Annotated in this window: 11 protein-coding genes; 10 read left to right on the plus strand and 1 reads right to left on the minus strand. The window is 72.3% G+C overall.

Annotated elements, in window-relative coordinates; all coding sequences use genetic code 11:
* Positions 1-177 precede the first annotated feature (177 nt).
* The 8 genes from pta to VF746_31820 all read left to right on the plus strand — a co-directional run bounded on the left by pta (position 178) and on the right by VF746_31820 (position 6610).
* Positions 178-1161, plus strand: a complete 984-nt coding sequence (gene pta / locus VF746_31785) for a phosphate acetyltransferase (protein HEX8697043.1) — start codon at positions 178-180, stop codon at positions 1159-1161.
* A gap of 134 nt (positions 1162-1295) precedes the next feature.
* Positions 1296-2000 (plus strand): TMEM175 family protein, encoded by a 705-nt coding sequence (locus tag VF746_31790; GenBank protein HEX8697044.1) that lies wholly within the window; start codon positions 1296-1298, stop codon positions 1998-2000.
* A 279-nt stretch (positions 2001-2279) separates the two neighbouring features.
* Positions 2280-2612 (plus strand): STAS domain-containing protein, encoded by a 333-nt coding sequence (locus VF746_31795; GenBank protein HEX8697045.1) that lies wholly within the window; start codon positions 2280-2282, stop codon positions 2610-2612.
* A gap of 156 nt (positions 2613-2768) precedes the next feature.
* Entirely contained in the window at positions 2769-3239 is a 471-nt protein-coding gene (locus VF746_31800) for an ATP-binding protein (protein HEX8697046.1), read from the plus strand.
* 10 nt (positions 3240-3249) lie between these two features.
* Positions 3250-4794 carry a SpoIIE family protein phosphatase gene (locus VF746_31805; GenBank protein ID HEX8697047.1) on the plus strand — a complete coding sequence of 515 codons (1545 nt, stop codon included), beginning with the start codon at positions 3250-3252 and terminating at the stop codon, positions 4792-4794.
* A gap of 141 nt (positions 4795-4935) precedes the next feature.
* Complete coding sequence (gene rsmA, locus VF746_31810; protein ID HEX8697048.1) at positions 4936-5781, plus strand: 16S rRNA (adenine(1518)-N(6)/adenine(1519)-N(6))-dimethyltransferase RsmA; 846 nt, start codon at positions 4936-4938, stop codon at positions 5779-5781.
* Positions 5782-5924: 143 nt separating this feature from the next.
* Positions 5925-6284 (plus strand): type II toxin-antitoxin system RelE/ParE family toxin, encoded by a 360-nt coding sequence (locus VF746_31815; protein HEX8697049.1) that lies wholly within the window; start codon positions 5925-5927, stop codon positions 6282-6284.
* Positions 6284-6610, plus strand: a complete 327-nt coding sequence (locus VF746_31820) for an XRE family transcriptional regulator (protein HEX8697050.1) — start codon at positions 6284-6286, stop codon at positions 6608-6610. The genes VF746_31815 and VF746_31820 overlap by 1 nt, the downstream gene beginning before the upstream one ends.
* A gap of 80 nt (positions 6611-6690) precedes the next feature.
* Here VF746_31820 and VF746_31825 read toward each other — a convergent pair whose 3' ends face one another.
* Positions 6691-7290, minus strand: a complete 600-nt coding sequence (locus tag VF746_31825; protein HEX8697051.1) for a tetratricopeptide repeat protein — start codon at positions 7288-7290, stop codon at positions 6691-6693.
* Positions 7291-7807: 517 nt separating this feature from the next.
* On the opposite strand from VF746_31825, the gene VF746_31830 reads away from it, so the two are divergent.
* Positions 7808-8443, plus strand: coding sequence for a redox-sensing transcriptional repressor Rex (locus VF746_31830; GenBank protein HEX8697052.1), 636 nt, complete (start codon positions 7808-7810; stop codon positions 8441-8443).
* A 366-nt stretch (positions 8444-8809) separates the two neighbouring features.
* Positions 8810-11191 (plus strand): caspase family protein, encoded by a 2382-nt coding sequence (locus tag VF746_31835; protein HEX8697053.1) that lies wholly within the window; start codon positions 8810-8812, stop codon positions 11189-11191.
* Positions 11192-11312 lie beyond the last annotated feature (121 nt).

An 11312-nucleotide genomic window follows, 5' to 3' on the forward strand; every position in this document is an offset into this window, starting at 1 on the left:
GGGTCTGACTCAGGAACGGGCTCTCTCGCACCAATGAGCTTACCGACCTCTTTGCCGACGCCACCCGCCCAATTTATGCTCCCACACCCGTTTCATCCTCCCTGGTCGCGCGCAGCGCGGTGGTAGACTCAGGATGACATCGTTTTCGTTCTGGAGACGGAGAGTTTCAGGTTTCCGATGACGTTCCTCGAATCGATCCGCGAGCGGGCGAGGGAGAAGCGGCGCACCATCGTCTTCCCCGAGGGGTTCGACGCGCGCACGCTGGAGGCGGTGGCGCGGCTGCACGCCGAGGAACTGGTGCGGCCGATCGTGCTCGGCGGCGACCTGACGCGCGCGGACCTGGAGGACCTGGGCGCCGGCGGCGTGGAGGTGGTCGACCCGGCGACGGACCCGCGGCGCGCCGGGCTCGCCGCGCGCTTCTACGAGCGGCGCCGGGCGAAGGGGTGCAGCGAGGAAGACGCGCTCCGCCAGTCCGGCGACCCGCTCGTCTTCGGCGCGCTGATGGTGGGGGCGGGGATGGCCGACGGCTCGCTCGCCGGCGCCGCCAGCACCACCGGCGACGTGATCCGCGCCGCCATCTACGGCGTGGGCCCGGCGCCGGGGATCCGCACCGTCTCGTCGTCGTTCTACATGGTGGTGCCGCCCTTCCGCTCCGAGGCCACGGAAGTGCTCACCTTCACCGACGGCGCCGTGGTCCCCGACCCGACGCCCGAGCAGCTGGCCGACATCGCCGCCGCGGCCGCCGACGCGCGGGCGAAGGTGGTGGGCGACGAGCCGCGCGTGGCCTTCCTCTCGTACTCCACCGCCGGGAGCGCGCAGGGGCCCCGGGTCGACAAGGTGCGCCGGGCGCTCGCCCTCTTCCGCGAGAAGGCCCCGCACGTGGCCGCCGACGGCGAGCTGCAGGTGGACGCCGCGCTGGTGGAGTCGATCGGCGGGAGGAAGGCGCCCGGCTCGCCGGTGGCGGGGCGCGCGAACGTGCTGGTGTTCCCCGACCTGGACGCCGGCAACATCGCCTACAAGCTGGTGGAGCGGCTCGCCCACGCGCAGGCGGTCGGCCCGATCGTGCAGGGCCTGGCCCGGCCCTGCAACGACCTCTCGCGCGGCGCCAGCGTGGAAGACGTGGTCAACACCGCCTGCATCACCGCGCTGATGGCGGGGTAGCGCCGCGGTCGGGGTGCTGTCGGCCGCACGTGTGCGGCATCCGTGCACGAGAGCAACCGCCGCGCGAGAGCCGCCAGTCCGCGAAGGCGGACTTCGTGTGGTCGTTGCAGCGAATTCATTCGCCCGAGCCCAGCTTGAGCCCCAGCCTGCACCCGCCGATGAGCACCGCCCCTCCTCCCGCCCGGCACGCCGCCCCGCAGGCGAGCGAAGCCAACGAGACCGCGCGCGTCGAGGCGTTCAGCGACGGCGTGTTCGCCATCGCCATCACGCTGCTGATCATCGAGGTGCGGGTGCCGTCGGACCAGGCGGTGGAGGCCGCGGGCGGGCTGTGGCGCGCGCTGGTCCTGCTCTGGCCCTCGTACCTGGCGTACGCGATCAGCTTCCTGGTGATCGGGATCATGTGGATCAACCACCACAACATCTTCAACTTCATTGCCCGCGCCGACCACCGCTTCATGATCGTGAACGTGCTGTTCCTGATGTGCATCGCCGCGCTGCCGTTCCCCACCGCCGTGCTGGCCGAGAACCTCCCCGAGGCGGGCCACCGCCGTGCCGCCGCGGCGTTCTACAGCGGCGCCTTCCTGGTGACGGCCGTCGTCTACAACCTGCTCTGGTGGAGCGCCCGCCGCGCGCGGCTCCTGGCCGACTGGGCCGACCCGCGGCTGGTGGGCGGGATCACCCGGCGCTTCGCCCTGGGGCCGGTGGGGTACCTGGCCGCCTTCGCGCTGGCGTTCGCGTACGTCCCCCTCTGCCTGGCCTTCCACGGGGCGCTCGCCCTCTTCTTCATGCTGAGCCCGCGCGAGGCGGCCATCCAGTCGGCCGCGCACCCCGAGGCGTGACGCCGTCCGGCGGAGGATCGTCCTCGAGCCCGGGCCGGCCGCGGCGGCGGGTTCCGGACTCCGCTTCCGAACGATCCGCGGCCCCGAGGCGTGGGGACGCGACTGGCAAATTTCGTTGCACTCTCCGGCCCCCTCGCGACGACCGATTGCGCTTCCGCCGCGCGGCTTCTAGCTTCGGCGCAACAGGGGCGCGGTGCGGTGGCAGGTGGCACCGTCTTTGCCTTTGGGCGCCCCGGCGTGCGGGCATCCCATTCCAACCGTCTAGGACCCAGAGGAGCCATGAGCTTCCGGACGAGCAATCAGAGCGGTGTGGTCGTGGTCGACGTGGAGGGCCAGCTCATCGTGGGGAACCGGCAGGAGCTGAAGCAGCGGGTGCTCGAGGAGCTCGAGGGCGGCGCGCGCAAGTTCCTCATCGACTTCACCAACACCGGGTACATCGACTCCTCGGGGCTGGGCGTGCTGGTGAGCCTGTCGAAGAAGATCCGCGAGCAGGGCGGCGAGCTGCGGCTGGCCAACCTCAACGAGGACCTGCGCACCCTCTTCGAGCTCACCAAGCTCGACACGCTCTTCAACATCGCGGACTCGCGCGAGGCCGCGCTCTCCGCCTTCTAGCCGCCGGCGCCTGGCGCACGCGGCGGTTGGCGGCCGGGCCCGCCCCCGGCTAATATGTCCGGGGCGCGCCGCCCGCGCCGGGGGGGCCGTCCCGCCCCCGACCCGTGACCGCCGCCCGCGCCCCAGAGCGGCGCGGGATGACACGCTTCGAAGCGAATGGACCCATCCGAACGCAGGGCAGGCCGGCGGGACACCGACCAGTGGGCCAGGTTCGCGCTGGAGCTCAAGAGCGACCTGCGCCTGATCGAGTCCGCCGTCACCCAGCTGGTGGAGCGCTGCCGCGAGTTCGGCTTCGGCGGCCGGCGCCTCTCCCTGAACTTCCGCGTGGGCGTGGCCGAGGCGCTCGCCAACGCCATGATCTACGGCAACGGCCGCGACCCCGGCAAGCAGGTGCGCGTGGAGGTGGAGCTCACCCCCGCGCGCGTGGCCGTGGTGGTGCGCGACGAGGGGTGCGGCTTCGACCCCGGCTCGGTCCCCGACCCCACCCTCCCCGAGAACCTGGAGCGCCCCGGCGGCCGCGGGATCTTCCTGATCCGCGAGCTGATGGACGAGGTGGACTTCACCGGCTGCGGCAACTGCGTGCGCATGGTGCTCCACAACGACCACGCGCTCCCCCGCGCCTCGTAGGGCCCTCCCCATGACCGCCGCCGCCCCGCCCACGCTCCCCCGGCCCGCGCGAGACGTGCTGGACGAGTTCCGGCGCGCGTACGGGGCCGAGGTGCGCGTGTGGGCCCGCGACGGCGAGGGGTGGCGCGCGCTGGGCGAGGGCGCGCCGTCCGGAGGCCCCTGCGAGGGGGCGGTGGAGGTGCCCGGGAGCCCGTTCTGCCTGGAGGTGGCGGGGGAGGCGGGGCGGGACGACGCGGGCGCCGCACGCTTCCTTGCGAGCACCCTGTCGCGCGTTCTGCGCCATGACGACGAGATCCGCTCGTTCAGCCGCGAGATGGCCGAGCGGTACGAGGAGATCAACCTCCTCTACTCGATCAGCGAGATCCTGGGCTCCATCATCTCGCTGGAGCAGGCGGCGGGGACGATCCTGAGCGAGGTGGCCAGCATCCTGGGCGCCGGCCGCGCCGCGCTCTGGGTGCACGACGCCGGCGCGGGCCAGCTGGTCCTCACGGCGGTCGAAGGGGGCGACGGCCACCGCGGGCCGATCCCCGTGGACGACCCCTGCTCGGTGACCGCGGCCGTCTTCCGCGAGGGGCGGCCGGTGATCCTGGTCCCGGGCGAGATCTACCGGCGCGAGGGGTGCGACGACGCCGGGGTCCAGCCGCAGGCCGGCTCCTTCCTCTCCGTCCCGGTGAGCTACACCCCGCCCGACGGCGAGACGCGCACGGTGGGGGTCATCAACCTGATCGGCCGCTCCACGCAGGGCGGCTTCTCGGCGGGCGACATGAAGCTCCTTTCGGCCATCGCCAGCCAGATCGGCGCGGCGGTCGAGAACAACCGGCTGATCGCCGAGAGCCTGCGCCAGGAGCGGATGGTGCGCGAGATGGAGCTGGCGCACGACCTCCAGCTCAAGCTGCTGCCGCCGCTGGAGCAGTTCGCCGGCTACTGCGAGGTGGCGGCGCGCTGCGTCCCGGCCGAGAGCGTGGGCGGCGACTTCTACCACCTCTTCCGGCTCCCGGGCAACCGCCTGGGGGTGCTGATCGGCGACGTCTCCAGCCACGGCTTCGGCGCGGCGCTCATCATGGCGCTCACCATGAGCGCGGTGGCGATCCACGCCTCGGAGGGCGACCCGCCGGCCGAGGTGCTGCGCCGCACGCACCGCGCGCTGATCGACGAGCTGGAGACCACGGAGATGTACCTCACCCTCTTCTACGGGGTGATCGACCCCGCCGAGGGGACCATCACCTACGCCAACGCCGGCCACTCGCACGCCTGGCGCGTCCCCGCCGCGGGCGCCCCCGAGCGGCTGCAGACCACCGATCCGCCCTTCGGCATCGTCGACCACGACGCGTACGGCGAGGCCAGCGCCCGCTGGGAGGCCGAGCGGGACCTCCTCTTCCTCTTCACCGACGGGCTCTCCGACGCGCTGAAGGGGGGCGAGGCGGTGCTGGTGGACGAGGTGGCGAAGCTGCGCGCGCAGCCCGCCGACCAGATCGTGCGCCGCCTCTTCGCCCTGGCCGGCCAGGCGGGGGCGGCGCCCGCGGACGACCGCACCGCGCTGCTGGTGAGGTTCTAGTGCGAAGTGCGAGGTGCGAAGTGCGAAGTGCGCACGGTCCAGTGCCCGGTGCCCGGTGCCCGGTGGCCGGGGGCGCCGACGCGTGGCGCTCGGTCGCTCCGCACTTCGCGCTTCGCGCTTAGGACTTCGCACTTTCCGTCCGTGCCTCCCCGCCAGCCGCCGTACCCGGACGACCTCCCCCGCGCCAAGCGCTCGCTGGGGCAGAACTTCCTGATCGACCCCAACGTCCAGCGGAAGATCGTGGCCGCGCTCGACCCGCACCCCGACGACGAGGTGCTGGAGATCGGCCCCGGCGTGGGCGCGCTCACCCGCCACCTGGCCGGGCAGGTGCGGCGGCTGGTCCTGGTGGAGCTCGACAACGCGCTGGCGGCGAAGCTCGCCGAGAAGTTCGCGGGCGAGCCGTCGGTGGAGGTGATCAACCAGGACGTGCTGGAGGTGCCGCTGGAGCGCGTCTCCAGCGACCCCGCGCGGCTCAAGGTGATCGGGAACATCCCCTACAACATCACCACGCCGATCCTGTTCGGGATGCTGGAGCGCCGTCCGCGCCCGCGCCTGGTCGTGCTGATGGTGCAGCGCGAGGTGGCCGACCGGCTGCTGGAGAAGGAGGGGAGCAAGACGTACGGCGCGCTGGCCGTGGGGGTGCAGGCGGTGGCCGACGCCACGCGGGTGATGAACGTGAGCCGCGAGGCGTTCCGCCCGGTGCCCGACGTGATGTCGACGGTGGTGAAGATCGTGCCGCACGACCCGCCGCGGCTGGCGCCGGAGGAGGAGGCGGCGCTGCGCGAGCTGACGCGCGCCGCCTTCCAGCAGCGCCGCAAGCAGTTCCAGCGCATCCTGCGCGACGCCTACGGCCTCTCTCCCGAGCAGGTGGAGGCGCTCGGCGCCGAGGTCGGCATGGACCTCGTCCAGCGTCCCGAGACCTTCTCCCCCCGGAAGTTCATCGACCTCGCCCGCGCGCTCAAGGCGCGGGGGCTCTCCACGGGCTGACCAACGCTAGCCGGAAAAGACCGTCTTGCGGGTACGCGGGCGGGAAGGTAACGTGGCGTGCACTTCGTCCACTTTGCCTTCTCGTCTGCTACTCGCACCTGTGGCATGTACTTGAAGGAATATTCACCCTCAGGTATATTGTCATGGACTGGGCCGTGAAAGGTACTCTGGAATTCGACGCATGGTACGGCGCGTTGACGGAGCCTGAACGAAAGAGCGTGATCAGGGGCGTTCACCTTCTGGAGCGGTTCGGACCGCGCCTGCGTCATCCGTACTGCTCGCGGGTCTTCAGCTCGCGACATGCGAACATGCGCGAGCTTCGGATCCAGCACGAGGGCCGGCCCTATCGGGTGCTGTACGCGTTCGATCCGAGGAGGACGGCCGTTCTGCTGCTGGGGGGCGACAAGACAGGGGACGATCGCTGGTACGAAAAGAACGTTCCGATCGCCGACCGGTTACTCGACGAACACCTGAACGAGTTGGGAAAGGAGGATCGGGTCTGATGCCTCTGAAGGACTGGAGCGAGATTCGGGCTCAGGCGGCTCCCGAGACGATCGAGGCCGGGTTGCGCGAAGGTGAGGCCCTCGCCGCCGCCATCGAGCTGAACGAGCTCCGCAGGGCTCGCCGCCTCACGCAGGAGGAGCTGGCTCGCCGGCTCGGCATCCGCCAGGCGAACGTGTCGAAGCTGGAGCGGCGGAAGGACGTGCGCGTGAGCACGCTGCGGGAGGTGGTCGAGGCGATGGGGGGCGAGCTGCGGATCACGGCGCACTTCCCCGACGCCGACTACCAGATCGACACCTTCGACGTCGCGGAGCACCAGGGCGCCTGACGGTCCCGGCCCTGGATCTGTTTTCGTCTGGTGAAGCCTCGCGCGGTTTGCGAGGCTTTCTGCCGTTGTTGCTGGCGGCTTCAGCCGCTCACGGCCGGCTGCGCGCCTTCCGCCCGCTCGCGCAGCGCCTGGCCCAGCTGGATGGCGCGCTCGACCTTCACGATGCGGTAGCCGTGCTTCACCGCCTGGGCCACGTGGCGCTCGGCGGCCTCGCGGTCGCCGCGGGCGCCGGCGATTACGGCCAGGTTGAAGGAGGGGATCGCGTACTCGGGGTCCAGCCGCAGCGCCTCTTCGAAGGCCCGCTCCGCCGCCTCCACCTCGCCGCGCTCCAGGTGCGCGGCGCCCAGGTTGTTGAGCGCCATCGCCTCCACGTCGACCGTGTAGACCGACCAGCTGGCCCAGAGCAGCTTCTTGTTGCCGGGGTTGCGGCGGATCATCCCCAGGAAGCGCCGGGTGCACTCGATGGACTCCGCGGCCTTCCCCGCGGCCATCAGCCGGCGGGCCGTGTAAAGGTCGCGGTACACGACGGCCTGGATGCGCCCGGGGAGCAGCAGCACGGCGCCGATCAGGACGAGCGCCGCCAGGCTGCTGCGGAACACGGCCGACACCGCCAGGGCGGCGACCACCAGCAGCACCAGCACCAGGAAGTAGGCGATCTTGAGCTTGGTCGTGCGGGTCATCTCGCTCGCGCGTCGGGTCGGGACGGGTACGTGGCTGCGGTATGATAACTTCCGCGGCCCTCCGGCGCTCCCCTCTCCTTCGGCGCGGGCTGGTGTCGGGCGGGTGAACCCGCGGCAACAACGGCGCAAAGCCCGCCTGCGCGGGCTCCTTCGGTGCGGGGGCGGGCTCGGCGCAGGGAGGCTGGCTTTCGCACGAAACCCCGCGTGAGGGATGCGCGCCCGACAGGGCCGGGACACGGGCGCCACGGGGTTGGTGGCGAACGTGGCCCGGCGCGGTTGGGCACAGTCGTATCGTGCCCTACCGCGCGCGCAGCCCGGCCCGGAGCGCAGCGGAGGGACACGCCCCAACCCCCGAGGTTCGCGGTCCAGCCCGACCGGGAGGCGCGCGGATTGCGGCGGACGCGGCGGGTCGGTTGACGCTCTCCGGAGGGAGGTGTATCTTGTGAATCATTTCACAAGGCTCCCGGCGGGCGGCGCGGTCCCTCGCCCGGGCCGGCCGTACGCAGTGTCCGCGGGCATGAAAAAGATCTCGGAGTCGGCGGTGCGCCGGCTTTCGCTCTACCTGCGCTTCCTCCAGGAGGCGGAAGGCGCGGGGGCGGAGACCATCTCCAGCGAGGAGCTGGCCCGCCGCGGCGGCACCACCTCGGCGCAGGTGCGCAAGGACCTGTCGCTCTTCGGCTCGTTCGGCAAGCGGGGCACCGGCTACTCGGTGCGCGAGCTGCTGCGCGAGATCCGCTCGATCCTGGGGCTCACCCGCACCTGGAAGGTGGCGGTGGTGGGCGCCGGCCGCCTGGGCTCGGCGCTCTCGTCGTACCGCGATTTCCAGGCGCGCGGCTTCGAGATCCGCGCCGTCTTCGACGCCGACCCGCGCAAGATCGGGCAGGACTGGGGCGGCGTGCGGGTGCAGCCCGACGAGGAGATGGACAGGACGCTGCGCGAGGAGCGGGTGGACATCGCCATCGTGGCCGTCCCCGCCGACGCGGCTCAAGGGGTGGTGGACCGCGCGGTGCAGGCCGGCGTGCGCGCCATCCTCAACTTCGCCCCGGTGCGCCTGCGCGTGCCCGGCGGCGTCACCCTGCGCAACGTGGACGTGACGCTGGAGCTGGAGGGGCTCTCCTTCGCGCTCGCCAACGGGAAGCCGGCGCCGGCGTGAGCCCTCACCCGGCGCCGCTACCGCGTCGCCACCCTCTCCCAACTTCGGGAGAGGGTACTCGACGACTTCGGATCGGCAGACGAGCATCTGCGCGACGGCAGGTCTCCTCGCCTCCGGCTCCTCCGCGCACTTCCGCACTCACGCACTTACGCACTCAGGACTTAGCGCCCGGTACCCCGCGCCCGCCGGAGCTTGCCCCGCGCGCGAATTTCACTTAGTCTAAATCACCTTCCGCGCGGCGGCGGCCCGCTCCCCGCGACCAGCCGCTCCCGCCGCACGGCCATCCCACGCTATCAGCACTTCCCCGCGCGGCCGGGCCCCGGCCTCACGCCCGCCGCGGCAATCCTTCCCTGGAGAGGTGGATTTATGGACTCCCGTCCCGCCATCCGAGCCGGCGCCGCGCTCCTCGGCCTCCTGGCGCTCCCGGCGCTCGCCGCCGCCCCGGCCGCCGCGCAGGCGATCCGCGCCGGGCAGACCGTCAGCGGCGCGCTCGCCCGGACCGACACGCGCCTGGGCGACGGCTCCTACTACGACACGTGGACGTACTCCGGCCGGCGCGGCGAGCGGCTGGTGATCGTCATGCGCTCCGACGCGTTCGACACCTACGTGGCCTTCGGGCGCGGGCGCGGCGCGGACTTCGAGCAGCTGGAGACCGCCGACGACGGGGCCGACGGCACCAACACGCGCCTGGAGGTGACGCTGCCGGCCGACGGCGAGTACGTGATCCGCGCCAACTCGCTCTCGCAGGGGAAGACGGGCGCGTACACGCTGGCCCTTTCGCACGAGGACGGCGGCGGGCAGATACAGCCGGTCGCCACCCGGCCGGCCGACGCCGGCGGCGCGGCGATGAACCGCGTGGAGCGCGGCACGCTGGGGCCGGGCGACGGCACCCTGCAGAGCGGCGAGTACCGCGACAGCTACACCTTCGAGGGGCGCCGCGGCGAGCGCGTGGTGCTGGACCTGCGCTCGCGCGACATGGACCCCTACCTGATCCTGGTGCAGCCCGACGGCGAGCAGATCGAGAACGACGACTTCGAGGGCGACCAGCACCGCTCGCTGATCTCCACCGAGCTCGCGCAGGACGGCAGCTACCGGGTGCTGGCCACCACCTACCGCCCGAAGACCACCGGGAGCTACGAGCTGCACATCGCCCGCGGCAGCAGCCGGGTGGCGGCCGGCGGCGCGCGGCGCGAGCGCGGCACCCTGGCGCGCGGCGACCAGACGCTGCGGAGCGGCGAGTACGTGGACCGCTACACGGTGGAGGCGATCCCCGGCCAGCGGCTCAGGGTGGACGCCAGCTCCAGCGCCTTCGACACCTACGTGATCGTCAAGGACCCGAAGAACGAGCAGACCGAGAACGACGACGCCGACGGGATGCCGGGGCACGCCGTGGTCGACCTGGAGGTCACCGAGTCGGGGACCTACACCGTGATGGTGACCTCGTACCAGAAGGGCGAGACGGGGCCGTACGAGCTCACGATCGACCTGGGGACCGCCTCGCGCGGGACCAGCCGCGCGCGCGACGCCGCCACGCTGGAGATCGGCCGCTCGGTGAGCGGGCGGCTGGAGCAGGGCGACCGCACGCTCGAGGAGACCGGCGAGTTCAGCGACGCCTACCTGGTGGAGGGGCGCCCCGGCGAGACGCTGGTGGTGGAGCTCTCCTCCAGCCAGTTCGACCCGTACCTGATCGTGCGCGGGCCCGACGGCGAGAGCGTGGACAACGACGACGACAACGGCTCCCGCACCCGCTCGCGCGTGGAGGTGCCGATGCGCGCGGCCGGGCGCTACCGCGTCGTCGCCACCTCGTACCGCCGCGGCGAAACGGGGAGCTACACGCTGGCGGTGAGGAGCGGCGGGGCGGCGCGCGTCTCCCCGCCCACGCGGCCGGCCGTCGACCGCCCGCGCCAGCCGGCGACGCCCACGCGCCCCGGGGCCGGCGGGCGCGTCGCGAGCGGGCGGCAGCGGGGCACCGGGCGCGGCGGCCGGGTGCTGGGCGTGTTCGTGGGGATCAGCGACTACGGCGGGCGGGCGAACGACCTGCGCTATACCGCCCGCGACGCCGCCACCATGCGCGACGCCCTGGTGCGCGGGGTGGGGATGAGCCCCTCGGACGCCATCGTGCTCACCGACCGCCAGGCCACCGTGGCCAACGTGCGGAGTGCCCTGCACCAGATGGCGGGGCGCGTGGGGCCCGACGACATCCTGGTGTTCTTCCACTCGGGCCACGGCGGCCGGGTGCGGGTGCGCGCCCAGGACGACGACGACCCCGATGGGCTGGACGAGACGATCGAGATGTTCGACGCCGCCATCCGCGACGACGAGCTGGGCGCCATGCTCGACGAAGTCGACCAGGGGATGGTGATGCTGGTGATCGACGCCTGCTACAGCGGCGGCTTCTCGAAGGACGTGATCAACAAGCCGGGGCGCGTGGGCTTCTTCTCGTCGGAGGAGGACGTGGTGTCGGCGGTGGCCGAGAAGTTCCGCGCCGGCGGCTTCCTCCCCGTCTTCTTCGCCGAGGCGGTGGGCGAGGCCCGCGCCGACACCGAGGACAGCCAGCTGGAGCCCAACCGCGACGGCCAGGTGACGCTGCTGGAGCTCAGCCAGTACCTGCGCGCCCGCTACGGCGACGAGGTGAAGGGCGACGGCGGCGGCTCGGGCCCCGGCGTGGCACGCCGCGAGCTGGGCTACCAGCACCTGGTGGTCGACCGCGGCGGGGTGGACGCGTACTCGGTGATGTTCCGGTGGTGACGACGAGTGCGAAGTGCGAAGTGCGAAGTGCTTAGTCCTTGGTGCTTAGTCCTTAGAGCTGATGGTTCCGCTCGCGCCCGGTCTGCTCGGCCGGGCGCGCGTGCGTTTACCCCACCCGAAG

The organism is Longimicrobium sp. (genome assembly GCA_036389795.1).
Classification (GTDB): domain Bacteria; phylum Gemmatimonadota; class Gemmatimonadetes; order Longimicrobiales; family Longimicrobiaceae; genus Longimicrobium.